This window comes from Mesorhizobium sp. M0317, assembly GCF_040321555.1.
In the GTDB taxonomy this organism is placed as follows: Bacteria; Pseudomonadota; Alphaproteobacteria; order Rhizobiales; family Rhizobiaceae; genus Mesorhizobium.
In genome coordinates this window covers 1-22518 of record NZ_JAMYRV010000064.1, presented here as the reverse complement: position 1 = coordinate 22518, position 22518 = coordinate 1, and the positions used below count along the sequence as shown (strand labels likewise).

The window sequence follows — 22518 nt, the reverse complement described above, 5'->3', positions numbered from 1 at the left end:
ACGGGAAGGAAGCAAAAGATGCGTGTCTATTACGATCGCGACGCCGATCTCAATCTGATCAAGGGCAAGAAGGTCGCCATCATCGGCTATGGCAGCCAAGGCCGGGCGCATGCGCTCAACCTCAAGGATTCGGGCGCCAAGGAAATCGCCATCGGCCTCAAGGCGGGATCGGCGACGGCCAAGAAGGTCGAGGCCGACGGGCTCAAGGTGATGAGCGTGGCGGACGCTGCCAAATGGGCCGATTTGATGATGATGGCGACGCCTGACGAATTGCAGGCCGACATCTACAAAAACGAAATCGCGCCGAACATTCGTGACGGCGCCGCGATCGCCTTCGCGCATGGCCTCAACGTGCATTTCGGCCTGATCGAGCCGAAGTCGACCGTCGACGTCGTTATGATCGCGCCGAAAGGGCCCGGACACACGGTGCGCGGCGAATACCAGAAGGGCGGTGGCGTGCCTTGCCTGGTCGCCGTCAACCAGGATGCTTCCGGCAACGCGCTCGATCTCGCTCTGTCCTACGCCTGCGGCGTCGGCGGCGGCCGTTCGGGCATCATCGAGACCAATTTCCGCGAGGAATGCGAGACCGATCTGTTCGGCGAGCAGGTCGTGCTCTGCGGCGGCCTGGTCGAACTGATCCGCGCCGGTTTCGAGACGCTGGTGGAAGCCGGCTATGCGCCCGAAATGGCCTATTTCGAGTGCCTGCACGAGGTCAAGCTGATCGTCGACCTGATCTATGAAGGGGGCATCGCCAACATGAACTACTCGATCTCGAACACGGCCGAATGGGGCGAATATGTCTCTGGCCCGCGCATTATCACCGCCGAGACCAAGGCCGAGATGAAGCGCGTGCTGAAGGACATCCAGACCGGAAAATTCACCTCGGAGTGGATGCAGGAATACCGCGCCGGCATGTCGCGCTTCAAGGGCATCCGCCGCAACAATGACAGCCACCAGATCGAGGAAGTCGGCGCCAAGCTGCGCGCCATGATGCCCTGGATTTCCAAGAACAAGCTGGTCGACAAGGCCAAGAACTAACCCGCAGTCGTCGGGATTGGGAGCAAAGAGCCGGCGGAGCGATCCGCCGGCTCTTTCATGCCGGTTTATCGATCAGGACGCTCAGCCATAGTGCCAATGCGGCTTCGGCTCGGTGCCGGTGAACTCGACGCCGATGCGGTCGTCGCGGCGCCAGCGCACGATGGCCTTGTAGCCGATGCCGTCGACCGGCACATAGAGCAGGAACTCGTCCGGCACGCGCGCGTCTATAGACACTTTCAGCTCGGCGCCGCTGGCATGCATGTTGCGCACCGTGCACTTGACCTCGGAATTGGTGAGGCCGGTCAGAATCGTCGCGCCTTTCAGCACGCGCTGCCGGTGTTTGTTTCGCAATTCGTTGTCGGCCATGACGGCACGTCCTTCGCGACCGGATCGGCGCGATCGTCAGATGGGGCACGATATCACGGATAGGCTGAGCCGATAAACATATGGTTAGCGGTGACCGAGACCAGCCGTCTTTCCCAAATGAAAACGGCGCCGCGATGGGGCGGCGCCGTCGTGTATTGTCGGTTATAGTTCAGCTGTAGGGCGACCAGCATTGCTGGCGCGGGCCATCATAGGGCTGGAACGTGTTGTCCCAGGCCCGGTAGGACCGATAGCGGTCGTAGCACCACTGTACATGGGCGCTGGACAGACGCTGCGTGCGGTAATAGCGGCGGGGCGCCGGCTGCACGTAATAGCCGTCATTGTAATAGCCGTTGTTGTAGTAGCCGTTGTTGTAGATGCTGCCGAGGCCGAGACCCAGGCCGAGGCCGAGAACTGCTGCGGCGCCGGTGTCAAAATCACGGCCGCGATGGTGGCGGTGATGGCGCCAGCGCCAGTTGTCGCCGCCGTTCCAGTTGCCGCCATTCCAGTTGCCGTTGTTCCAGTTGCCTGACCGGGCAAAGCGACGGCCGTCGTGGCGGCGCCACTGCCAATCGTTGAAGGAGCGGCGGTCATTGCCGCCCGCCCAGCTGTCGCGAACCGGTGTGATGTCAGACAATGCGGTGCTTGCCGGCACCGACAAGTCCGGCTGCAGGATCGGGCCCGCGGCGGATGGCGCCGTGAGACCCGAGAAAAGACCGAGCGCTAACAGCCCGGATTTGACTGTGGACGAAAAGAGCGAGCTCATTGCACTCTCCAAGTGATACAGGCCCCACGCCCGGATACCCCAGGGAAGTGGCCTATTGATGGACCTTGGCGTCTGAACGGAGGATGAACGGAAAGGTTCCATCAGCCATGACGAGCAGCCCTTGTTTTCATGGGCGCTTGCAGGCAAAGGTCAGCCCATGTCGCTGCGCCTCGCCACTTTCAATGTCGAAAACCTGATGAACAGGTTCGATTTCTCGGGCTTTCGCAACCAGCTCAACGAAGACCGCACGCTGGCGCTTTTCGACATCCAGAGCGAAGCCGAATACCGGATGCTGGAGCAGGCGCGCGCCATCGCACAGTCCGACGATACGCGCCAGTTGACCGCGCTCGCCATCGCCGCCACCCGCGCCGACATCATCTGCATGCAGGAGGTTGACAACATCGAGGCGCTGAAGGCGTTCGAGTATGGCTATCTCTTCAAGATGGTGGGCGAGGGTTACCGGCAGAAATACACCACCGCCGGCAATGATTCGCGCGGCATCGACGTTGCCCTGATGATGCGCAACGAGACAGCGCAAGGTCAGCCGATCGAATTCGTGCGCATGACCAGCCATGCCTATGTCACGTTCGAGCAGTTCGGATTGCACACGCCTGAACTCGAGGCGCTCGGCAACCTGGCCAATGAACGCATCTTCCGGCGCGATTGCCTGGAGGTCGACATCAAGGTCGGCGGCGTGCCGCTGACGCTTTACCTCGTCCATTTCAAATCGATGGGCTCGCCGCGCAATGGGCTCGACGGCCGCGAGGCGACGATGCCGGTGCGCATCGCCGAGGCGCAAGCCGTGCGCCGCATCATCGAGGAGCGCTTCGGCAAAGAGCACGCAGCCGATAAAAACTGGGCGATCTGCGGCGACATGAACGACTACCGCCAGCGGGTGAAGATCGAGGGCGACGCTATCGACGGCTACCGCTTCCAGGTGATCGACGAGAGCCAGTCCTGTATCGATGTGCTCACCGCCGGCGGCTTTTGCGAGAATGTCGTCGAGCGGCGGCCGGAGATGGACCGCTGGAGTTTCTACCACACGCGCGGGCCGAAGGAGCGGCATCTGTGCCAGCTCGACTACATCCTGCTGTCGAAAGGGCTGGCGGCGAAGAATGCGACGGCGGTTCCCGACATCATCCGCAACGGCCAGCCCTGGCGCACCATCTTTCCGGCGGGACAGGCGGTGGAGCGCTTTCCGCGCGCCGGCTGGGACCGGCCGAAGGCGTCGGACCATTGTCCCGTCGCAATTACCCTGGACATGGCTTGAGCACGGTGAGCTTCGACCTGCCGCGCAACGTCATCCTGCCCGTCGACGAAATCGACGTCCGGCTCGACCCCGGCCCGCATCCGTTCGAGCGCGACAACGCGCAGGCGATCACTGACAACTGGCGGCGTGAGGTTACGGCCAATCCGGCGCTGTTCGACGGCACGGTGGTGCTGCTCTCGGCGCTCGCCTGGCGCGACAACCGGATCGTCGGGCGTTGTCACGCGGTGAAGTACTCGACCTTCCTGCTGTGGCGAAAGAACCGGCAGGGGACGGGCGCCGAGCATGCCTATGGTCACGCCATGCTGGTCGCCGGCGACAACGCCCTGGTGGCGATCCGCATGGGCGCGCACACGGTCCCGGCCGGCAGTGTCTACTTCGCTGCCGGCTCGTTCGAGCCGATCGATTTTCGCGATGGCCGCGTCGATGTCGATTTCAACATGATCCGTGAAGTGCGCGAGGAGACCGGGCTTGAGCTGACAGGCGCTGCGCGCGGCAAGCGCTACCATGCGCTGTCGACTTCGACCGGCACGGTCCTCTTCCGCCGCTACCACGTCGATGCGCCGGCCGACGAGATTGCGCGGCGCATCGGCGCCTTCGTCGCGACCGAGACCGAGCCGGAGATCGAGGGGCCGGTGATCATCCGCCACGCCGCCGACCTGCCGGAAGGGCTGGCACCGCATATGAAGCCGCTGGTCGAGTGGCATTTTGGCGGTGGCGGGGGCTAACGGCGCGGATTGTTCTGCGCCGCCTTGCGGTCGTTGCGGGCGGCGACGAGGAACAGGATAACGCCGATGCCCAGCAATCCACCCATGACCATGCCCATCGTCTGGCCGACGACTGCCTGAAAATCGGCGGTGACACGATCGGGATTGGCCATGCCGTAGCGGGCGAGATACCACCAAAGTCCCGCAAGGGCGCCTTCGATGATCACCATCGTCAGAATCAGCCGCGCCTTCTTGCTCATTGCCACTCCTTGACCAGATGCTTTGCTCTAAAATTAGCATCGCAGACCGGACGACAACAAGTATTGCCGATGTCGACAAGCACCCATCCTTGTGGATAGCGGTTGGTTGCGGTGGAGCTGATCTGGCGCTTATTCGTGGCGCAGCGCGTCGATCGGGTCGAGCCTGGCGCCGCGCAGCGCCGGGAAGAAGCCGAACACCATGCCGATCAGCGCCGAAAAACCGACGGCGAGCAGGATGACCGCCGGGCTCGGCGCAAACGGTATGGCCAGCGTTGCCGAGGCGAGGCCGGCCAGCGCCAGGCCGATCAGGATGCCGATAATGCCGCCGAGCAGCGACAGCACCGTCGCCTCGACCAGGAACTGGATGAGGATGTGCTTTTCATGCGCGCCGATGGCGAGCCTGATGCCGATCTCGCGGGTGCGCTCAGTGACCGAGACCAGCATGATGTTCATGATCCCGATGCCGCCGACCAGCAGGCTGACGCCCGCGACGGCGCCCAGCATGCCGGTCATGGTGGTGGTGGCGCTGGCCATGGCGTCGGCGATCTGGGTCATGTCGCGGATCGAGAAATCGTCTTCACGGTCCGGCGTGATGCGGCGGGTGTCGCGCAAAATGTCCTCGACTCGCGGCTGCAATTCGGTGGTCGGGGTGCGGTCGTCGGCGGCGACGTAGATGTTGTCGATGTCGCGGTTGCCGGCGATGCGGCGCTGATAGGCGGCAAGCGGCATCAAGACGACATTGTCCTGGTCCTGGCCGAAGCCGGTATAGCCCTTGGGTTCGAGCAGGCCGATGATCTTGCACGAGGTGCGGTTGACGCGGATGATCTCGCCCTCGGGTTCGCCGGCGCCGAAGAATTGCTGGCGCACCGTTTCGCCGATCAGGCACACGCCGGTGCCGGAGCGTGTTTCCGAATCCGAGAACGGGCGGCCCGACACCAGCTTCCAGTCGCGGGCGTCGAGATAGGCGCTGTCGGTGCCGGTGACCCCCGAGGTCAGGCTCTCGGTGCCGAAGATGACGCGGACTTGTTTCTGCGACGCCGGCGCAATGGCGCGCGCTCCGGTCAGGTGGGCTACGAGGGCGGCTACATCCTTGTCGGCCAGAGGCCGTACCGCCTGGTCGAGCCCGCCTGGTCCGCCGGTGCCTGCCGGGCGGCCGGAACGGACGACGAGCAGGTTCGAGCCGAGCTTGGCGATGTCCGACTTGACCTTGGCCGTGGTGCCCGAACCGATGGTCAGCATGGCGATGACGGCGGCGACACCGATGACGATGCCGAGCAGCGTCAGGAACGAGCGCAGCACATTGCGGCGGATGGAGCGCAGAGAGAGGCGGACGGTTTCCCAGATCATGACGCCAACTCCGACTTGGCCGTGTCGGACGCGACGTGGCCGTCGAGGAAGCGGATGGTGCGCTCGGCATAATCGGCGACATCGGCCTCGTGGGTGACCATGGCGATGGTCAAGCCGAGCTCCCGGTTCAGCCGCGTCAACAACTCCATGATCTCATGCGTGCGGGCGGTGTCGAGATTGCCGGTCGGCTCGTCGGCGACGAGCAGCGTCGGCCTGGTGACGATGGCGCGCGCGATCGCCACGCGCTGTTGCTGACCACCGGAGAGTTCGGCCGGCGTGTGATGTTCGCGCCCGACCAGGCCGACCTCCGCCAGCGCCTGCATGGCAAGATCGCGGCGCTCGCGGGCCGGCGCGCCGCGATAGATCAGCGGCAGCTCGACATTTTCCGCCGCCGTGGTGCGCGGCAACAGATTGTAACCCTGGAAGACGAAGCCGATATAGAGATTGCGCAGAAGCGCCCGGCGGTTGCGGTCGAGCCGCCCGGCGTCGATGCCCATGAAGGAGTAGGTTCCGGCCGTCGGCGTGTCGAGGCAACCGATGATGTTCATCGCGGTCGATTTGCCCGAACCGGACGGGCCCATGATGGCGACGAATTCGCTACGCTGGATGGCGAGGTCGACGCCGGCCAGCGCATGGACCTTGGCTTCGCCCTGGCCATAGCTCTTCCAGACCGTGTCGAAACCGATGAGGCCCGCGGCCATGGCGTCAGCTCCGCAGCTGCGAGGTCGTGATAACCTCTGCACCTTCATCCAGCCCGGAGGTGATCTCGGTCAGTTCGCCGTCGGTGGAGCCGATCTTGACGTTGACCGGGTGCGGCCGGCCGTTCTCCAGCACATAGAGCGTGCGTGAGCCGTCGGTGGGCGCCTTCACCGGCTGGCGGCGGTTGCCGCCACGGCCCATGCGGCCGGTGAACAGATCGCTGAGGCTCCACGCGCGGGCAGCAGGTGCCGATGGCCGATAGCGAAACGCTGTTGAAGGCACGGTGAGCACGCTCTTGGCCTGCCTGGTGACGACCGAAACCGTGGCGGTCATGCCGGGCCGCAGCAAAAGCTCGTTATTGTTGACTTCCAACCGTGCATTGTAGGTGACGACGCCGTCGGTGGTGACCGAGGCGTAGGAGATGTCGCGGATCTCGGCGTCGAACGGCCGCTCGGGAAAGGCATCGACGGTGAAGCGTGCATGCTGGCCTGGTTTGACCGCGCCGATATCGGCCTCGTCGACCGCCGCCACCAATTCCATGTTCCTCAAATCGGCGGCGATGATGAACAGAACCGGCGCCTGCAGCGAGGAGGCGACCGTCTGGCCGGGGTCGACGGAACGCGTCAAGACGATGCCGTCGATCGGCGCATAGATGGTGCTCTTGGCAAGGTCGGTCTGCTGCGCCTTGAGATCGGCCTGGGCGATGGCGAGATTGGCCTGCGCACTATCGAGCGCCGCCTTGGAGCGGTCGCGCGTGGCAGTCGCCGCCTCGAGCGACTGATCGGTCGCCATGCCACGCCTGGTCAGTTCGGCCGCGCGGGTGAGGGCGCTTTCGTTCTCCTTCAGGGTTACCGTGGCGTCCTCGACATTGGCGGCAGCGGCCTTGGCCGAGGCTTCGGCGCGTTCGATCTGGACCTCGAGTTTCACCGTGTCGAGCGTCGCCAGCACGTCGCCCTTCTTGACCTGCTGGTTCTCTTCGGCCGAGACCGAGCGGATGATACCGGACAGCTCGCTTGAAATGTCGACCTGGGTGAGGGGCTGCAGCGTGCCGGTCGCCGAAACCGCGACGGTGAGGTCGGCAATGGTAGCCGGCGTGGTGGTGTAGTCGATCTTGGCCGGGGAGCCGGCAAACCACTGGTAGCCAGCCAACCCGGCGGCAAGTGCGATCAGCGCCAGCAGCGCGTAAAGCCAGCCACGACGGCGCGTCTTGCGCACACCACTCTGGTCAAGCCCAAGCGCCGCCTCGATGGCGGAATCCGATTCCGTCTTTGGCAGATTGACAAGCTGGTCCACGCCGGACCCCTATGAAAGCGTAATGTCCCTAGTTGTGCACAGATCAGGCTTGGTGGTTCGAATATCAAATTAAATTTCGGCCATGTTCGGATTGAGGCGGAAGGTTTTTCAAGATGCAGACCCGCAATTACTTGCTCTACGATGTGTTTACGACGGAGCGGCTGGCCGGCAATCCGCTGGCTGTCGTGCTCGACAGCCAAGGGCTGGATACAGCCGCCATGCAGGCCATTGCGCGCGAGTTCAACCTGTCCGAATCGGTCTTCGTACTGCCGCCGGACAATCCAAAACATCGCAACCGCATCCGCATTTTCACGCCCGACTATGAGATGCCGTTCGCCGGCCATCCGACAGTTGGCGCCGCGATCGCGCTGGCCGAACTGACAGGCGAGGGCGAAGCCGGCATCTTCGTGCTGGAGGAGAATATCGGCCCGGTGCGCTGCGCCGTCAGCCGGCACGATGGCGCCACCTTTGCCGAGTTCGACCTGGCGAAGCTGCCGGAGCCGCTGAAGCTCGATGCCGACCCGGAGGCGATCGGCGCCGCCCTCGGGCTGGCGCCGCACGAGATCGGCTTCGAGAATCACCTGGTGTCGTTCTGGTCGGCAGGCGTGCCTTACGTCACCATTCCGGTTGCCAATCTGGAGGCTGCCGGCCGGATCAAGCTCGACAACCAGGCCTGGTCGGAACTGGCGCCGCGCAAGAGCGAATGGGCCTTCGCCAGCCCGTATGTCTATTGCCGCCAGACGGTGAACCATGACAGCGCCTTCCATGTCCGCATGATCGTGCCGGGCACGCCGTCCTATGAAGACCCGGCGACCGGGTCGGCGGCGGCGGCCTTTGCCGGCGCCATCATGCATTTCGATGCGCCCACCGACGGCATTTCGCAGCTGTGGATCGAGCAGGGGCTGGAGATGGGCCGCCCGTCACGTATCCGCTTGGAACTCACTGTCGAAGGCGGAAAACTGGCCTCCGCGCGCATCGGCGGCCATGCCATCAAGGTGGCGGAAGGCAGGCTGTTCGTGTGACCGCCTGCGGCAGTTCAGCGATTTGTCGGGAAATGATTCCGGCAGGGCTGGACAGGACCGGTATCGGCGGCTATATGCCCGCCAACGCCGGTTTTACCGGTCGAGTGGGTGCGTAGCTCAGTTGGTAGAGCAGCTGACTCTTAATCAGCGGGTCCACAGTTCAATCCTGTGCGCACCCACCAAATTTCTAGAAGAGTTGGTGGAAGACCTTGGAATGCCGGACGCGTTGACGCGCCTCGACATGCTGGGGCAGGTTTGCCTTAAACTCGGCGGCCGGTAAGCCGGTGCGCTATTTGGCGAAGGAGTGAAGGCCGCGCTGGATTAAGAAAAGCCCGGAAGCCGAAGCCGCCATCAATTAAAGCCAGTTTGAAACCACGGACTGGTGTCATACCCTAAGCGCGGATTATAATGATCCAGGAAGTTTTCGGCCCTATTTGACGGTCGCGCAACCACGGTGCCTGTCGATTTGCAATCCGGTTTCGCGGTCGGCTTGCTGCCAGCCTTCTTATGAGCTGTAGAACACGAGGTTGTAGCCTGAGCGGTGGCCACCTTTTTCTTCTCTTTCGCAGCAGCTGCTCCGGTAGCGGCCAATACTATTGCTACGCCAAAGACAACGAGTTTCATTGAAAACGCCCTCACCCTGCCCAATCCGTAATGATTGCGCCTGGTCACCGTTACGTCAATCACATTTTGTCGGCAACGGCGGCGAATAGTGCCAGTAAAAAGAGCCCACCACAGAAGCAGCGGGCCAACCCCCAGGTGGGGAATCTTTCAGCGGCCGTGCTGTTCGAGCCACCAGCCCGGAATGCCAGTGATCGGCCCGACGATGGTCAGTGAAGGTTCGGGCCGGCGCCCTCCCGTCAAATCGCTCTAGCTACTTCTCCGAAACACCAGCCTCGGCAAAGCTCGCCATGCCCGTGTGGCACTCCAGCGCCGAGCGGACGATGTTGACGGCTAGGCAGGCGCCGGAGCCTTCGCCGAGCCGCATGCCGAGGTCGAGCAGCGGCGGCAGGCCGAGCGCTTCGAGCAGGCGGCGGTGGCCGGATTCGGCCGAGACATGGGCGGCGATGGTGTGGGCGAGGCCAGACGGGTGCAGCCGCGCCAGGGGCGCTGCCGCGGCCGTGCAGACGAAGCCATCGAGCAGCACCGGGACATTGTTGCGGCGGGCGGCGAGCGTGGCGCCGAAGGTGGCGGCGAGTTCTCGTCCGCCAAGGGCGGCGGCGATCTTCAGCGGGTCGGACAGCGCGTCGGCATGGCGCTTGAGGCCGGATTCAATGGCGATGACCTTGCGCTTCAGCCCGGCATCGTCGACGCCGGTGCCGCGCCCGGTCCATTTTTCAGCGCCGCCGCCGAACAGGGCGGTCGAGATGGCGGCCGCCGGCGTGGTGTTGCCGATGCCCATCTCGCCGAAACAGACGAGGTCGAGGTCTTTCGTCACCGCGTCATAGCCAGCCGAGACGGCGGCGAGGAAGTTTTTTTCGTCCATTGCCGGCACGTCAGTGAAGTCGCCGGTCGGATGATCGAGATCGAGCGGGATGACGTCGAGTTCCGCGCCGGCGATGCGGGCAAGCTGGTTGATGGCGGCGCCGCCGCCGGCGAAATTCGCCACCATCTGCACCGTCACTTCCGAGGGAAAGGCTGAAACGCCTTGCGCCGTCACACCGTGGTTGCCGGCGAACACGAAGACTTTGACGCGGTCGAGTTTCGGCATGTCGCGACCCTGCCAGCGCGCCAGCCAGGCGGCGAGAGTTTCCAGCCGGCCCAGGCTGCCTTGAGGCTTGGTCAGCGTGTCCTGGCGGCGGGCGACGGCGTTGGCGGCGGTATCGCTGCCGGCAGGCAGATCGAGACAGGCGGCGCGCAGTTCGTCGAATGATTTGAATGGCATGGGGAAGGAATCTCCGGGGAAGAATCAGGACAGGGAAACGGAAGCGACGAGCAGGACAGTGATCTCGCCCAGCTGCTGCAGGGCGCCGATCGTGTCGCCGGTGTGGCCGCCGATCTGGTTGAGGCAGAGCGCGCGCAAGGCGCTGAACACGAGAGCGAGCAGGATCAGTGCGGCAAAGGCGCCGCCGAGCCCCAGGGTCAGAAGCGGGATGGCGCCGAGCACGGCGCCGAGAACAGCTGTCTGAGCCGAGACGGTCCCGGCGCCGGCAGACAGGCCGTCACTGCGCGCCGCCGGCGCCAAATGCATGAACGCGCCGAGCAGGCCGCGCGATGCGGCGTGGGCGGTGATCAGCGCGAAGAGCACGCCTGTCGGATTGGCCAGTTGCGACAGCGCGCTCCAGCGGATGAGCATCGACAGGCCAAGAGCTGCTGCGCCATAGGCGCCGATGCGGCTGTCGCGCATGATCTCCAGTTTTTTATCGCGTGTCTTGCCGCCGCCAAAGCCATCTGCGACATCGGAAAGCCCGTCCTCATGCAGGCAGCCCGTGGCGAGCAGGGTTGCTGCAAGCGCAAGGGCTGCTGCCGGGCCGGGGGCAAGGCCGAGCTGTACGCCCGCGGCGTAGACGACAGCACCAGCCACAGCGACGGCGAGGCCGGCGACAGGCGCCGCCCAGATCGCATCGGCCAGGCTGCGGCCACGAAGGTCGAAGACCGGCAGCGGCAGCCGGGTGAAGAAGACGAGGCAAAGCGCGACGTCGTCGAGCGCTTGCCGGGGCGAGGGCACGGAGGTCATGCACCCCTCGCAATGGCGTGGAAGAAGGTGCCGCTGACATGGCCGCGGCGATAGCCGGAGGCGCCGAGCGGATTGCCCTGACCGTCGGCGAGATCGGCCAATGGCTCGTCATTGCCGGTCGCAATCATCTGCGCATAGTGGAATTCATGGCCACGGATCAGCGCGCCTTGCGGCCCCAGCGGACAGGCGGCGCGCAGGCGTGCCTCGCGGTAGCCGAGGTTCATCTTGCGCTTGGCAAAGCTGGTGGAATGGCCGAGCAGGCCAAGCATGGCGTGCGTCTCGCCGGCCGCGTCCTCCAGCGCTTCGCCCAGCACCATGAAGCCGCCGCACTCGCCATGGATCGGCTTGGTCTCGGCAAACCTGGCCATGCCAGCTCGGAAATTGGTCGCCGCCGCGAGGCTGCCGGAGTGGAGCTCGGGATAGCCGCCGGGCAGCCAGCAGACATCGCAATTCTGCACCGGTGCTTCGCCGGCTAGCGGCGAGAACGGCACGATCTCGGCGCCGGCCTGACGCCAGTGGGCGGCGACGTGCGGATAGAGGAAGGTGAAGGCGGCGTCTTCGGCGAGCGCGATTCGTTGGCCGGGCGGCTGCAAGGCATGTTCGAAACTGCCTGATGCCGGCGAAAACGGCGCGGCCAGCGCCATGATGGCGTCAAGGTCGAGGGATTTCTCGACCATGTCGGCGAGGCGGTCGAGATGCGTCATCAGGTCGGCATACTCGCCGGCCTGGACGAGGCCGAGATGGCGCTCCGGCAAATTGAGCGTGGGATCGCGCAGGATGGCGCCGACGACCGGCAGGCCGAGCGCTTCGATCGCCTCGCTGCACAGCTTGCGGTGGCGCTCGCTGCCGAGACGGTTGAGCACGATGCCGGCCATGCGCACATCCGGGTCGTAAGTGGCAAAACCCTTGGCGACGGCGGCCGCCGTCGTCGACTGTACCGCGCCGGCGCGCCCCCAAAGCACCGGCAGGTGGTTGAGCCGCGCCAGCTCGGCGGCCGCGCCGGTGCGGCCTTGTCCGGCCGGGATGCCGTCGAATAGGCCCATCGCGCTTTCGAGGAAGATAAAATCGGCATCCTCGGTGGCATTGCCGGCCAACGCGTTGAGCAGGTCAGGCGACATCGCCCAGCTGTCCAGGTTGACGCCGGACAGGCCAGTTGCGGCGGTATGAAAACCCGGATCGATATAGTCGGGGCCGGACTTGGCGCCGCGCACCTTGATGCCGCGCCGGGCGAGCGCGCGCAAAATGCCGATGGTGACGCTGGTCTTGCCGGAGCCGGAACGCGGCGCGCCGATGATGATGGCGCGGGTCATGCGTTACCCGCCAGTGCTGCGCGCATGGCGACGATGCCGCCGACGACAATGAGGGCCGGCGAGGCCAATTCCGCCGCGGCGGCCGCTTCGGAAATGGTGGCGAGTGTCGCGACGACGGTCCGCTCCTGCGGTGTCGTCGCCGAAACGATGACAGCCGCCGGCGTCGACGGCGCCAGCCCGCCTTCGAGCAGCGACGCGGCGATAACAGGCAGATTGGCCATGCCCATATAGATGACCACCGGCTGGCCGGTGCGGGCGATCGCGCCCCAGTCGAGATCGTCATCTGTGCCGGCGGCATGACCTGTCGCCAGGATGATCGCCTTGTTGATGCCGCGCATGGTTGCGGGAATGCCGGTGGCGGCCAGCGCGCTCAGCCCCGATGTCAGGCCGGGCATGACGCGGAAAGGGATTTTTTCGCGCGCCAGCGCCAGCGCCTCTTCGCCGCCGCGGCCGAAAATATAGGGATCGCCGCCCTTCAGCCGGACGACGCGGCGGCCCTCGCGTGCCAGCCGCACCAGCAAAGCGGTGATATCGTCCTGCCTCATGGACGGTTTGCCGCCGCGTTTTCCTGCAAAGAACAGCTGGGCATTGTCCGCAACGGCGACAACGTCAGAGGAGACCAGCGCGTCATAGACCACAGCGTCGGCCTCGGCCAATGCCGCCAGCACTTCCAGCGTCAGGCAGCCGGGATCGCCGGGACCGGCGCCGGCCAGCAAGACATGGCCCGGCTCAAGCCGGCGCGGCTTGAAGTTCAGCCGGGCAAGGGCCTGTTCGAGCGTGGTGTTTTCGCTTTTACCGCTCACAATCCGTCCCGCCCGCGAAAACGCCGCTGGTAGTGGGCGTCGTACAATGAACTCTCGCCAAAACCTTCCGCTGCCAGCGAGCGGCCGACGAAGATGATCGCCGTGCGCTCCATGGGATCGGCGGCGAGCAGCGCCTCGATGGTCGCTAGCGTGCCGGTCAGCACGCGCTCGTCCGGCCATGAAGCGCGAAAGACGATCGCCACCGGGCAATCGCCGCCATAATGCGACGACAATTCGGCGACGACGCGATCGATGGCGTGGATGGCGAGATGAATGGCCAGTGTGGCGCCGGTGCGGCCGAAGCCGGCCAGCGTTTCGCCCGGCGGCATTTTCGAGGCGCGGCCGGAGACGCGGGTCAGCACCAGGCTTTGCGCCACCTCGGGAATGGTCAGTTCGCGGCGAAGGGCTGCGGCTGCGGCGGCGAAAGAGGGAACGCCCGGCGTCAGCGTGTAAGGAATGCCGTGTTTTTCCAGCCGGCGGATCTGCTCGGCCACGGCGCTCCACACCGAGAGGTCGCCGGAATGCAGGCGGGCGACATCGTGGCCGGCCTGGTGGGCTGTCACATATTCGACCTCGATTTCGTCGAGTGACATCGGCGCCGTATCGATCAGTTTGGTCCCCGGTGCGCAGTGTTGCAGCAATTCCGGCGCGACGATCGAGCCGGCATGCAGACAGACCGGGCAGCTTGCCAGCAGCTTGGCGCCGGGCAGTGTTTTGAGGGCGGGGGGGCCTGGACCGGCGCCGATGAAATGCACGGTCATGGCGCGTCTCCGCTGATGGCGATGGCGCAGGTGACCGGGCCGAGCACGGTGCGTGGACCAAGTAGCTTTGCACCGGGGCCGGCAACGGCAAGGGCGGAGGCTTCTGAGACGGAGGGTGTGCCGGCGAGATCCTGCGAGAGATCGGATTTGCTGAGTGCCTCCGACGAGACGGCCTGAAGTGCTGCGTCATCAACGATGATGACGGGAAGGTTGAGCGTGCGGCCAGCGGCAGAGATCGCTTTTTCGTCTTTCTTGAGCGCGGCGGTCGCCAAGGCCGACAGCGCCGTTATCGCCAGCCCGTGCGCTTCGAGGGCGGTTTCGATCGCCGCGAGCACGTCTTCGACGCTCACGCCCTTCCGGCTGCCGATGCCCGCCACCATCATGGCTTCACCCAGCTCCACTGGGTGACCGGCATGGCCGGGCGCCAGGCCTGCATCGAACCGACAGGAGAAGCGCGGGAAATGGTGATGCGGGTAAGGTCGCCGCCGCGCTTGATGTGCTCCGCGAGAAGCAGCGCCTCCATCTCCAGCGTCACCGCATTGGCAACGAGACGGCCACGGGATGGCAGCGCCTTGATGGCGGCGTTCAGTACGCCGGCGTCGCTGCCACCTCCGCCGATGAAGATCGCATCCGGCGTGTCCAGCCCGGCCAGTGCCTTGGGCGCCGACCCTTCCACCACGACAAGACCGGGCACGCCGCAATGCGCGGCGTTGCGGACGATGCGGGCGGCGCGGTCGGTGTTGGCCTCGATGGCGATGGCGCGCATCGAGGGGTGAGCGAGCATCCATTCGATGCCGATGGAGCCGGAACCGGCGCCGATGTCCCACAGCAATTCGCCACGCCTCGGCGCCAGCGCCGCAAGCGTGATGGCGCGGATGTCGTGCTTGGTGATCTGGCCGTCGTGCTCGAACAGATGGTCGGCGCGGCCAACGGTCAGCGGCAGGATGCGGGCCTCTTGTGTCGATTCAAGCTCAAGCGCCAGCACGTTGAGCGGATTGATGTCTCTGAGATCGAAAGCGTCGGCACGTGCCGAGCGAAGCTTCTCGTTCGGTCCGCCCAGCGCTTCCAGAACGGTCAGCCGCGAACCGCCGAAGTCGAGCTCTACGAGCAGGCGCGCTATTGTCGCTGGTGCGTCGCCGTCCGATGTCAGCGCCAGGATGCGCGCCCTGGGATGCAGCAGCGGCCGGATCAGGTCGAGCGGCCTTCCATGCAGCGAGATCGTCTCGATGTCCTGCAACGCCCAGCCGAGCCGGGCGGCAGCCAGCGAAATCGCCGATGGCGCGGGGATGACATGCATCTCTTCAGGCTTGACCTTGCGGGCAAGGGTGGCGCCGACCCCGTGGAAGAATGGATCACCGGAGGCGAGCACGCAGACGCGCCGGCCGGCCAGCGCCAGCACGTCTGCCATGCCGGCATCGAATGGCACCGGCCATGGGCGCTGCTCACCCTTGATGAGCGAAGCCACCAGCGCCAGATGCCGCTTGCCGCCGAAGACGGTCTCGGCGTCAGCGATCTGCCGCTTGGCCTCGTCGCCGAGACTCGCTAAACCGTCCTCGCCGATGCCGACGATTGTAAGCCATTTTGGCGTGGGCTGTTTTTTTGACATGTCGCGCCGCCCCTCATCCGCCTGCCGGCACCTTCTCCCCGTGTAGTGACGGGGAGAAGGGAGACGCTCCGGCGCTGACGCCTCCCTCTCCCCGTTCTTCAGGGGGAGAGGGTAGGGGTGAGGGGCAGCGCAGACGCTGTTCAACATGGTGCTCATGAAGAAGATTCTGATCCTTGGCGGCACGACAGAAGCGCGCCAATTGGCCGGAAAACTGGTGGAAGATTTCCTCGTCACTCTGTCGCTGGCCGGCCGTACCGAAAGCCCGGTCGCGCAAGGCGTGCCGGTGCGCAGCGGCGGCTTTGGCGGCGCCGACGGGCTGGCGGCCTATCTCAAGGAGACGCGAACCGATCTGCTGATCGACGCGACGCATCCCTATGCCGCGCGAATTTCCGCCACTGCGGCGCAAGCCGCGCGCACTTCGGTTGTGCCGATCCTTGCTTTGCGCCGCCCTGGCTGGGAGCCAATAGATGGCGACCGCTGGACGCAGATCGATACGACAGGCGATGCGGTGCACGCGCTTGGGTCGCCGCCGCGCCGTGCCTTCCTGGCGCTCGGCCGGCAGGAGGTCGCGGCTTTCGAGGCGGCGCCGCAGCATCATTACCTTGTCCGCAGCGTCGATCCGGTCGAGCCGAAACTGGCGGTGCCTGATGCGACCTACCTGCTGGCGCGTGGGCCGTTTCGCGAGGCGGATGAACGCGCGCTGCTCGAGGAGCACCGCATCGATGTCGTCGTATCCAAGAACAGCGGCGGCGAGGCCACCTACGGCAAGATCGCGGCGGCGCGGGCGCTCGGTATCGAGGTGGTGATGGTGCGCAGGCCCATCCTGCCGGAGGTGCCGTCGGCCGAAACTGTCGAAGCATTGGCCGCGATGATCGATCATGGTCTCGACCCCGTCGCGGAACGCGGTGTGTAGACCAGCGCCGGTTTGTCACCGCGCTTGATGATCCTTGTCTCCGGCGAGCCGATGATGATGCAGGTCGCCATGTCGGCCCTTTCCGCCTCGACATCGGCCAACAGAAAAACCTCGATGCGCTCGTCCGGGCGGCCGGCGGCGCGGCCGAAGATGACCGGCGTGGTGCCGGGCAGGATGGCGCGCAGGCATTCGAAGGCACGGCCGAGCTGCCAAGGGCGCGCCTTGCTGATCGGATTGTAGAGCGCGATGACGAAGCCGGCGCCGGCGGCAGCGAGCAGGCGCAGTTCGATCAGCTCCCACGGTTTGAGATTGTCGGATAGCGAGATGGCGCAGAAATCATGGCCGAGCGGGGCGCCGATGCGGGCGGCGACAGCCAGCATCGCAGTGATGCCCGGCACGACGGCGACATCGACCGCGCGCCACTCGGCCGGACCGGCCTCGATCGCCTCACAGACCGCGGCGGCCATGGCAAAGACGCCGGGATCGCCGCCGGAAACGACGGCGACGTCATGGCCCTCGGCGGCCTTGACCAGCGCGTCCTTGGAGCGGGCGAGTTCCTCGCGATTATCCGAGGCGACGCGGGTCTGGTCCGGGCGCAGCTCCAGCCGGTCGAGATAAGGCTTGTAGCCATAGAAGAACTTTGCCTCGGCGACGGCGCGGCTGGCTTGCGGCGTCACCTGATCGGCATTGCCGGGCCCAAGGCCGATGACGGTGAGGCGGCCGCTCATGGCTTGGCTCCCATAACGCCAGGCCGGCCGGACCAGCCGGCGACCAGCACGATGGCGAAATAGGGGGCCTTGTCGTCCGGCTTGTCGGCAAGCTTCATCGAGATGCTGCCGGCCATGGTGCCGCGCTCGACATAAACGGCGCGGGCGAGCTTGCCGGTGGCCTCCAGCGCCCGCCTGATCTTGGGCAGATTGCGGCCGACCTTCATGATGACGGCGGCATCCGTGTCGGCGAGACGGCGCGTCAGCTCGAACTCGCTCATCGTGCCGGGCAAAACCGTCAGGACATCGTCGCCCTGGACGATCGGCACGCCGGTCTGCGACCAGCAGCCGGACATGGCGGTGACGCCGGGGATGACCTCGGTCTGGAAGCGATGGGCGAGGCGGACATGCAGGTGCATGTAGGAGCCGTAGAACAGCGGGTCGCCTTCGGAGAGCACGGCGACCATGCGGCCGGCTTCGAGGTGTTCTGCGACCTTCTCGGCCGACTCCTCGTAGAAATCGGTGATCTGCGAACGGTAGTCGTCGTGATCCTTGTCGATCTCGGTGGTGACGGGGTAGAGCAGGGGCAGTTCCAGCATATCCGGCCGGAAACGCGCCTCGACGATGGCGCGCGCATTGCTGTTGTTGCCGCGCTTGGCGAAGTAGGCGACGACATCGGCCTCGGCCAGAACGCGCGCGGCCTTCAGCGTCAGCAGCTCGGGGTCGCCAGGCCCCGTGCCGACGCCGACAAGACGGCCTTTTGCCAGATCTTCTTTGACGGCTGCGTTCACAGGCCGGGCCTCGCCAGCGAATTGAGCGCGGCTGCGGTCATGGCGCTGCCGCCAAGCCTGCCGCGCACGATGGCGTAGGGTACGCCATAGGAATTCTCGGCCAGCGCATCCTTGGATTCGGCGGCACCGACGAAGCCGACCGGCATGCCGATGATGGCTGCCGGCTTCGGCGCGCCGTCGCGCAACTTTTCCAGGAGATAGAACAGTGCCGTCGGCGCATTGCCTATGGCGACCACCGAACCGGCCATACGCTCGCCCCACAGATCGATTGCCGCCGCCGAGCGGGTGTTGCCGATCTCCTTGGCGATGTCGTGCGTGCGCGGGTCGCGCAAGGTGCAGATCACCTCGTTGCCGGCCGGCAGCCTGGCGCGGGTGACGCCATGCGAGACCATTTCGGCATCGCAGAAGATCGGCGCGCCGGCCGCCAAGGCGCTGCGGGCGGCGGCGACGAAATCGCTGGAGAAGACAAAATGACTTGATGCTTCGACCTGGCCGCAGGCATGGATCATGCGGATGGCGACGTCGGCCTCGGCTTCCGAAAAGCGCGACAGATCGGCCTCGGCGCGGATGATGGCGAAGGAGCGCTCATAGATGGCGTTGCCGTCATGGATGTAGTCGTAGGCGGCCATGCTTATTCCTGTCGGTAGCTTTCGGCGATTGCCGCCGGCCCGAGCCTTGTCAGGCAAGCGGCGGCGGTTTCGCCCTGAAATCGTGCGCTGCGGACCATCGCCGCGACGCGACTGACGCCGCGTGCGGCGTCATAGCCCGGCCTGTAGCCCGCAGGAAGGGCCTTTGCCGTCGCGTTCACGACAAGTCCGGCTCCGTTTTCGCCGCCGACCAATGTCAGCGCCGCCGGACCGGGGTGAGCGCAGCCCTTGGCGCAGCCGGAAATGTGCAGTGTGAAGTCGAGACTATCGGTCATTTCGGCGGCGATTGTCTCGGCAATATCGCGCGTGGCGATTTGTCCGGATGCGCAGGCAGGAGTGCCGGGGCAGGCGGCGATGCGGGTGCGCGGGTCGGCGGCGGTGGTAACGAAGCCAAGGGCGGCGGCGGTGGCTCGCAGGGGGTGGTTTGCGGACGACGGTTGGCCGAGGAACAGCAAGGCGCGGCCGGGGGCGAGGCGGATTTCGGCGGCGCCGAGGTTCGACGCTCGGCTGGCAAGGTCGATAAGGTTTTGCGCTGGCATGCTGCCGAAGGGCAGGCCGATGCCGAGGGCGTGGCCGGTGTTCAAGTCGAAGAGGCCAATCGGCGAGCGAGAGCGCTCTACGGCGCCCCCCTCTGTCCTGCCGGACATCTCCCCCACTTGGGGGGAGATTGTGCTGTCGCCGCCGGTTTCGCCAGTTTTCAACGTCGAAGGCGAAGAGCTGACAGCGAAGCTGCTGATCTCCCCCCTTGTGGGGGAGATGTCCGGCAGGACAGAGGGGGGCGCGAAGGAATGCCAACCTGCGAGAGACGCTAGCTGCCTCTCCGACAAATCCCTCGCATGTGCCTCTCGGCCTTTCTCCGCGGTCATCCTAAGGGCAGCAACCGCAATATCGCGCGCTGCATCCTCATCGGCCGTCGCAAGCGGCCTCGCGCTTTGACCGTCGCCGGCAACAGACAAAGCCCACATAACGTTGCCGCCCACCCGCACCGCCTTCAGCCTGACATCGGCCGTCACCCCATCCATCGTCAACTGCCCGCCGCCGTCGACAACCACCGAAACCTTCGGCCCGAGCCTTGGCGTCAGGCCAGCTTCCTCGACCGCAGCCCTGACCCGCTCAGCCAAAGCTCGCGGATCGGCAATCTCCCGCGGATCGATGCCGGCCAGCGGCCCGGTCTCGACCGGCACGCCGGTGCGCACGGCGATGCCCAGCGCATCCACCTCCGCCGCCAGCAGCCCAGCACTTTCCGCTGTCAGGCCGCGTATCTGCAGGCTGCCTCGTGCGGTCACTTCCATGATGCCGTTGCCGTGCCGCAGGGCGGATTCGGCGAGTCCGATCAAAAGCTTGGGCGAAAGACCTCCAGCTACAGGATTAAGCCGCACCAGCAGGCCATCGCCGGTCTGCATCGGCGCTGACAGAGCCGGGCAGGCGCCGCGCCTTGAAAAGGCGTTCATGCCGCGACTCCGAGCGCCTCGGCCTCGGCGATCAACGCCGCGAGATCGTCGTCGATCGCGTTGCGCTAGGGCTGCCAGAGACCGCGCCGGCGCGCCGACAGGAAGCGCTCGGCGATGACTTTGGCAGCGGCCGGATTTTCACGCAGGATGAAGGCGCGGACATCGGGATCGCCGACATAGGCGTCATGCACGGCCTCGATCAACGCGCCCGAAATGGCGTGCGTGGTTTCGGCAAAGCCGATGAGGCGGTCGACGGTTTCGGCAAACTCGGAAGCGCCGCGCGGACCATGCCGCATCTGGCCGGCTATAAAGCGCGCATTAACGGCGCGGGCGCGCACCACGCGCGACACAGCCTCGCCGACCGAGCGCGGCTTGGGCTTCTGCGGATCCGTGGTGTCGAGCACGATCACGTCGGCATTGCGGCCCAGTGCCGCCAGCGCCGCCGAAAAACCGCCGATGAAAGCGACGTCGGCGGAGCCTTCAAGTATATCGCGGCCGGGGTCGTCACCGGTGTGGACGAGAAGATCGGCCTCGGCGACGCGGGTCTCGAAGGCACCGGGGGAAGCGATGCCTTCGCTCTTGGCGCCGCCATAGGCATGCGACGTCGCATCGAGATAGGCGCGGCCGATCTCTTCGCGCGCGGCCCAGTCGCCACTGGACAGCAGGTCCTCGACGCCGGCGCCGTAGGTGCCGGGCGAGGTGCCGAAGATGCGCGGGCCGATCTTGCCATCGGCACGGGTTCTGGCGGCGAGCGGGTTTTCCGAATCGTCCTCGTCGCGCGCGGCAACGGCGTTGGCAGCGGCGTCGATCAGCGCGATCTGGGTCGGGAACATGTCGCGGAACAGACCCGAAATCCGCCAGGTGACATCGACGCGCGGGCGACCGAGCGTGGCCGGCGGCAGCACTTCGATGCCGGTGATGCGGCCGGTGGCCGAATCCCATTGCGGCCGGCAGCCCATCAGCGCCAGGCCTTGCGCGATCTCCTCGCCGCCGGTGCGCAGCGAGGCCGAGCCCCAGAGGTCGATGACCAGCGAGCGCGGCCAGTCGCCATGCGACTGCATATAGCCGCGCACGACTTCTTCTGCCGCCGCCTTTCCCAGATCATAGGCGGTCGGCGTCGGCATGGTGCGCGGGTCGGAGGTGAACAGGTTGCGGCCGGTGGGCAGCACGTCGGAGCGGCCACGCGCCGGTGCGCCCGCCGGACCCGCCTTGATGTGACGGCCGTCGAGCGCGGCAAGAAGTGCTGCTTTCTCGGCCTCCGCGCTTTGCACGCGCATGGCGTCGGGCTCGTCGTCGGGAGCGCGGCCATAGATGTGCAGGCCGTCCTTGATGGCGAAATCCTTGAGGTCGCAGAGCCAGGCGTCGATGCGGCGCAGCGCCTCGTCGGGCGCATCGGTTCCGGCGACGCCGGCTTCGGAGGCGAAGCCGGTCTTTTGCGCCGTGTCGACGATCAGTTTTGCCAGGCGGTCGCGGCGACGGCGGTCGAGGCCGTCGGCCTGGGCATATTCGTCGACGAGGCGTTCGAGCTTGTGCTGCCCTTCGTCGAGGCCGGCACCGGTCAGCGGCGGCGGCAGATGGCCAAGCGTGACGGCGGCGATACGCCGCTTCGCCTGCGCCGCTTCGCCGGGATTGGAGACGATGAAGGGATAGATGACGGGCAGCGAGCCGGTGACGATCTCGGGGAAGCAGTTTTGTGAGAGCGCAACCGTCTTGCCGGGCAGCCATTCCAGCGTGCCATGGGCGCCGACATGGATGAGAGCATGGATGCGGAGCGATTTGCGCAGCCACAGGCCGAAGGCCAGCAGATCGTGGCGCGGCGGCAGCGTCGGGTCGTGGTAATCGGCGCGCCGGTCGGCCGAGCGGCCACGGTCGGGGGCGAGAGCGACAGTGATGTTGCCGAAGGTGGCGGCGCGGAAGGGGAAGCCGCTCTTACCCTCCCCCTTGTGGGGAGGGTGGCCCGCAGGGCCGGGTGGGGGTGGTGCACCGCGGCCCCCCCCCCCCCTTTGAGGCCCCCTACAACCCAAAAGAGCGCGAACAACCCCCCCCCACCCCCACCAGACGGGCAGCCAGCCCCCCCCCCACCCACACAA

Annotated in this window: 23 protein-coding genes, 1 tRNA gene and 1 pseudogene; 6 read left to right on the top strand and 19 right to left on the bottom strand. The window is 65.9% G+C overall.

The window, feature by feature from the left end; all coding sequences use genetic code 11:
* Positions 1 to 18: 18 nt before the first annotated feature.
* Positions 19 to 1038 carry a ketol-acid reductoisomerase gene (ilvC, locus tag NKI88_RS29855; protein ID WP_013531065.1) on the top strand — a complete coding sequence of 340 codons (1020 nt, stop codon included), beginning with the start codon at positions 19 to 21 and terminating at the stop codon, positions 1036 to 1038.
* Positions 1039 to 1119: 81 nt separating this feature from the next.
* Here ilvC and NKI88_RS29850 read toward each other — a convergent pair whose 3' ends face one another.
* Both NKI88_RS29850 and NKI88_RS29845 read right to left on the bottom strand, forming a co-directional pair.
* A complete protein-coding gene (locus NKI88_RS29850; RefSeq protein ID WP_352658992.1) occupies positions 1120 to 1404 on the bottom strand; it encodes a PilZ domain-containing protein in 285 nt (94 codons plus the stop codon).
* A gap of 169 nt (positions 1405 to 1573) precedes the next feature.
* Positions 1574 to 2167: a BA14K family protein gene (locus NKI88_RS29845; protein WP_023830149.1), complete on the bottom strand. Its 594-nt coding sequence runs from the start codon at positions 2165 to 2167 to the stop codon at positions 1574 to 1576.
* 157 nt (positions 2168 to 2324) lie between these two features.
* Between NKI88_RS29845 and NKI88_RS29840 the strand changes: the two genes are divergently transcribed.
* Both NKI88_RS29840 and NKI88_RS29835 read left to right on the top strand, forming a co-directional pair.
* A complete protein-coding gene (locus NKI88_RS29840; RefSeq protein ID WP_023706152.1) occupies positions 2325 to 3437 on the top strand; it encodes an endonuclease/exonuclease/phosphatase family protein in 1113 nt (370 codons plus the stop codon).
* A 5-nt stretch (positions 3438 to 3442) separates the two neighbouring features.
* On the top strand, positions 3443 to 4162 hold the full coding sequence (locus tag NKI88_RS29835; RefSeq protein WP_352658999.1) for an NUDIX hydrolase: 720 nt from the start codon (positions 3443 to 3445) through the stop codon (positions 4160 to 4162).
* Here NKI88_RS29835 and NKI88_RS29830 read toward each other — a convergent pair.
* The 4 genes from NKI88_RS29830 to NKI88_RS29815 all read right to left on the bottom strand — a co-directional run bounded on the left by NKI88_RS29830 (position 4159) and on the right by NKI88_RS29815 (position 7740).
* Positions 4159 to 4401 carry a hypothetical protein gene (locus NKI88_RS29830; RefSeq protein WP_023690325.1) on the bottom strand — a complete coding sequence of 81 codons (243 nt, stop codon included), beginning with the start codon at positions 4399 to 4401 and terminating at the stop codon, positions 4159 to 4161. The genes NKI88_RS29835 and NKI88_RS29830 overlap by 4 nt on opposite strands.
* A gap of 129 nt (positions 4402 to 4530) precedes the next feature.
* The gene (locus tag NKI88_RS29825) at positions 4531 to 5748 is read right to left on the bottom strand and encodes an ABC transporter permease (protein WP_023685173.1); all 1218 of its coding nucleotides are present in this window, start codon (positions 5746 to 5748) and stop codon (positions 4531 to 4533) included.
* The gene (locus tag NKI88_RS29820) at positions 5745 to 6449 is read right to left on the bottom strand and encodes an ABC transporter ATP-binding protein (protein WP_023830150.1); all 705 of its coding nucleotides are present in this window, start codon (positions 6447 to 6449) and stop codon (positions 5745 to 5747) included. The genes NKI88_RS29825 and NKI88_RS29820 overlap by 4 nt, the downstream gene beginning before the upstream one ends.
* Positions 6450 to 6453: 4 nt before the next feature.
* On the bottom strand, positions 6454 to 7740 hold the full coding sequence (locus NKI88_RS29815; RefSeq protein ID WP_023744656.1) for an efflux RND transporter periplasmic adaptor subunit: 1287 nt from the start codon (positions 7738 to 7740) through the stop codon (positions 6454 to 6456).
* Positions 7741 to 7853: 113 nt separating this feature from the next.
* On the opposite strand from NKI88_RS29815, the gene NKI88_RS29810 reads away from it, so the two are divergent.
* Both NKI88_RS29810 and NKI88_RS29805 read left to right on the top strand, forming a co-directional pair.
* Positions 7854 to 8762 carry a PhzF family phenazine biosynthesis protein gene (locus NKI88_RS29810; RefSeq protein WP_023685176.1) on the top strand — a complete coding sequence of 303 codons (909 nt, stop codon included), beginning with the start codon at positions 7854 to 7856 and terminating at the stop codon, positions 8760 to 8762.
* Between the two features lie 106 nt (positions 8763 to 8868).
* A tRNA-Lys gene (locus tag NKI88_RS29805) sits at positions 8869 to 8944 on the top strand.
* A gap of 169 nt (positions 8945 to 9113) precedes the next feature.
* Here the strand turns inward: NKI88_RS29805 and NKI88_RS29800 are convergent.
* From NKI88_RS29800 to cbiE, 8 genes are all read right to left on the bottom strand, one after another.
* Entirely contained in the window at positions 9114 to 9386 is a 273-nt protein-coding gene (locus NKI88_RS29800; protein WP_155923538.1) for a hypothetical protein, read from the bottom strand.
* Between the two features lie 250 nt (positions 9387 to 9636).
* Complete coding sequence (cobT, locus tag NKI88_RS29795) at positions 9637 to 10647, bottom strand: nicotinate-nucleotide--dimethylbenzimidazole phosphoribosyltransferase (RefSeq protein WP_023830490.1); 1011 nt, start codon at positions 10645 to 10647, stop codon at positions 9637 to 9639.
* A 24-nt stretch (positions 10648 to 10671) separates the two neighbouring features.
* Positions 10672 to 11439, bottom strand: coding sequence for an adenosylcobinamide-GDP ribazoletransferase (locus NKI88_RS29790; protein WP_352658989.1), 768 nt, complete (start codon positions 11437 to 11439; stop codon positions 10672 to 10674).
* The gene (locus NKI88_RS29785) at positions 11436 to 12749 is read right to left on the bottom strand and encodes a cobyrinic acid a,c-diamide synthase CobB (RefSeq protein ID WP_352658987.1); all 1314 of its coding nucleotides are present in this window, start codon (positions 12747 to 12749) and stop codon (positions 11436 to 11438) included. Before NKI88_RS29785 ends, NKI88_RS29790 begins: the two co-directional genes overlap by 4 nt.
* Positions 12746 to 13552 carry a uroporphyrinogen-III C-methyltransferase gene (gene cobA / locus NKI88_RS29780; RefSeq protein WP_352658985.1) on the bottom strand — a complete coding sequence of 269 codons (807 nt, stop codon included), beginning with the start codon at positions 13550 to 13552 and terminating at the stop codon, positions 12746 to 12748. Before cobA ends, NKI88_RS29785 begins: the two co-directional genes overlap by 4 nt.
* Positions 13549 to 14313, bottom strand: a complete 765-nt coding sequence (cobM, locus tag NKI88_RS29775; RefSeq protein WP_352658983.1) for a precorrin-4 C(11)-methyltransferase — start codon at positions 14311 to 14313, stop codon at positions 13549 to 13551. The genes cobA and cobM overlap by 4 nt, the downstream gene beginning before the upstream one ends.
* Positions 14310 to 14696 (bottom strand): cobalamin biosynthesis protein, encoded by a 387-nt coding sequence (locus NKI88_RS29770; RefSeq protein WP_023700385.1) that lies wholly within the window; start codon positions 14694 to 14696, stop codon positions 14310 to 14312. The genes cobM and NKI88_RS29770 overlap by 4 nt, the downstream gene beginning before the upstream one ends.
* A complete protein-coding gene (gene cbiE, locus NKI88_RS29765; protein ID WP_352658981.1) occupies positions 14693 to 15919 on the bottom strand; it encodes a precorrin-6y C5,15-methyltransferase (decarboxylating) subunit CbiE in 1227 nt (408 codons plus the stop codon). Before cbiE ends, NKI88_RS29770 begins: the two co-directional genes overlap by 4 nt.
* 154 nt (positions 15920 to 16073) lie before the next feature.
* Between cbiE and NKI88_RS29760 the strand changes: the two genes are divergently transcribed.
* Positions 16074 to 16832, top strand: a complete 759-nt coding sequence (locus NKI88_RS29760; RefSeq protein WP_352658979.1) for a cobalt-precorrin-6A reductase — start codon at positions 16074 to 16076, stop codon at positions 16830 to 16832.
* On the opposite strand, the gene NKI88_RS29755 is transcribed toward NKI88_RS29760, so the two are convergent.
* From NKI88_RS29755 to NKI88_RS29735, 5 genes and pseudogenes are all read right to left on the bottom strand, one after another.
* Positions 16796 to 17560, bottom strand: a complete 765-nt coding sequence (locus tag NKI88_RS29755) for a precorrin-3B C(17)-methyltransferase (RefSeq protein ID WP_023685186.1) — start codon at positions 17558 to 17560, stop codon at positions 16796 to 16798. The genes NKI88_RS29760 and NKI88_RS29755 overlap by 37 nt on opposite strands.
* On the bottom strand, positions 17557 to 18330 hold the full coding sequence (locus NKI88_RS29750; RefSeq protein ID WP_031204327.1) for a precorrin-2 C(20)-methyltransferase: 774 nt from the start codon (positions 18328 to 18330) through the stop codon (positions 17557 to 17559). Before NKI88_RS29750 ends, NKI88_RS29755 begins: the two co-directional genes overlap by 4 nt.
* The gene (locus NKI88_RS29745) at positions 18327 to 18959 is read right to left on the bottom strand and encodes a precorrin-8X methylmutase (RefSeq protein ID WP_023685188.1); all 633 of its coding nucleotides are present in this window, start codon (positions 18957 to 18959) and stop codon (positions 18327 to 18329) included. The genes NKI88_RS29750 and NKI88_RS29745 overlap by 4 nt, the downstream gene beginning before the upstream one ends.
* Before the next feature lie 2 nt (positions 18960 to 18961).
* Positions 18962 to 20428, bottom strand: coding sequence for a precorrin-3B synthase (gene cobG, locus NKI88_RS29740; protein ID WP_352658977.1), 1467 nt, complete (start codon positions 20426 to 20428; stop codon positions 18962 to 18964).
* Positions 20425 to 22359 (bottom strand): annotated as a pseudogene (locus tag NKI88_RS29735) (cobaltochelatase subunit CobN); the annotation flags it as partial. The pseudogene NKI88_RS29735 and the gene cobG, both read right to left, overlap by 4 nt.
* Positions 22360 to 22518 lie beyond the last annotated feature (159 nt).

Bases quoted from the DNA above. Each gene is read 5' to 3' on its own strand.
- ilvC (WP_013531065.1), top strand. From the start codon at position 19: ATGCGTGTCTATTACGATCGCGACGCCGATCTCAATCTGATCAAGGGC.
- NKI88_RS29850 (WP_352658992.1), bottom strand. From the start codon at position 1,404: ATGGCCGACAACGAATTGCGAAACAAACACCGGCAGCGCGTGCTGAAA.
- NKI88_RS29845 (WP_023830149.1), bottom strand. From the start codon at position 2,167: ATGAGCTCGCTCTTTTCGTCCACAGTCAAATCCGGGCTGTTAGCGCTC.
- NKI88_RS29840 (WP_023706152.1), top strand. From the start codon at position 2,325: ATGTCGCTGCGCCTCGCCACTTTCAATGTCGAAAACCTGATGAACAGG.
- NKI88_RS29830 (WP_023690325.1), bottom strand. From the start codon at position 4,401: ATGAGCAAGAAGGCGCGGCTGATTCTGACGATGGTGATCATCGAAGGC.
- NKI88_RS29825 (WP_023685173.1), bottom strand. From the start codon at position 5,748: ATGATCTGGGAAACCGTCCGCCTCTCTCTGCGCTCCATCCGCCGCAAT.
- NKI88_RS29820 (WP_023830150.1), bottom strand. From the start codon at position 6,449: ATGGCCGCGGGCCTCATCGGTTTCGACACGGTCTGGAAGAGCTATGGC.
- NKI88_RS29810 (WP_023685176.1), top strand. From the start codon at position 7,854: ATGCAGACCCGCAATTACTTGCTCTACGATGTGTTTACGACGGAGCGG.
- NKI88_RS29800 (WP_155923538.1), bottom strand. From the start codon at position 9,386: ATGAAACTCGTTGTCTTTGGCGTAGCAATAGTATTGGCCGCTACCGGA.
- cobT (WP_023830490.1), bottom strand. From the start codon at position 10,647: ATGCCATTCAAATCATTCGACGAACTGCGCGCCGCCTGTCTCGATCTG.
- NKI88_RS29790 (WP_352658989.1), bottom strand. From the start codon at position 11,439: ATGACCTCCGTGCCCTCGCCCCGGCAAGCGCTCGACGACGTCGCGCTT.
- NKI88_RS29785 (WP_352658987.1), bottom strand. From the start codon at position 12,749: ATGACCCGCGCCATCATCATCGGCGCGCCGCGTTCCGGCTCCGGCAAG.
- cobM (WP_352658983.1), bottom strand. From the start codon at position 14,313: ATGACCGTGCATTTCATCGGCGCCGGTCCAGGCCCCCCCGCCCTCAAA.
- NKI88_RS29770 (WP_023700385.1), bottom strand. From the start codon at position 14,696: ATGATGGTGGCGGGCATCGGCAGCCGGAAGGGCGTGAGCGTCGAAGAC.
- cbiE (WP_352658981.1), bottom strand. From the start codon at position 15,919: ATGTCAAAAAAACAGCCCACGCCAAAATGGCTTACAATCGTCGGCATC.
- NKI88_RS29760 (WP_352658979.1), top strand. From the start codon at position 16,074: ATGAAGAAGATTCTGATCCTTGGCGGCACGACAGAAGCGCGCCAATTG.
- NKI88_RS29755 (WP_023685186.1), bottom strand. From the start codon at position 17,560: ATGAGCGGCCGCCTCACCGTCATCGGCCTTGGGCCCGGCAATGCCGAT.
- NKI88_RS29745 (WP_023685188.1), bottom strand. From the start codon at position 18,959: ATGGCCGCCTACGACTACATCCATGACGGCAACGCCATCTATGAGCGC.
- cobG (WP_352658977.1), bottom strand. From the start codon at position 20,428: ATGAACGCCTTTTCAAGGCGCGGCGCCTGCCCGGCTCTGTCAGCGCCG.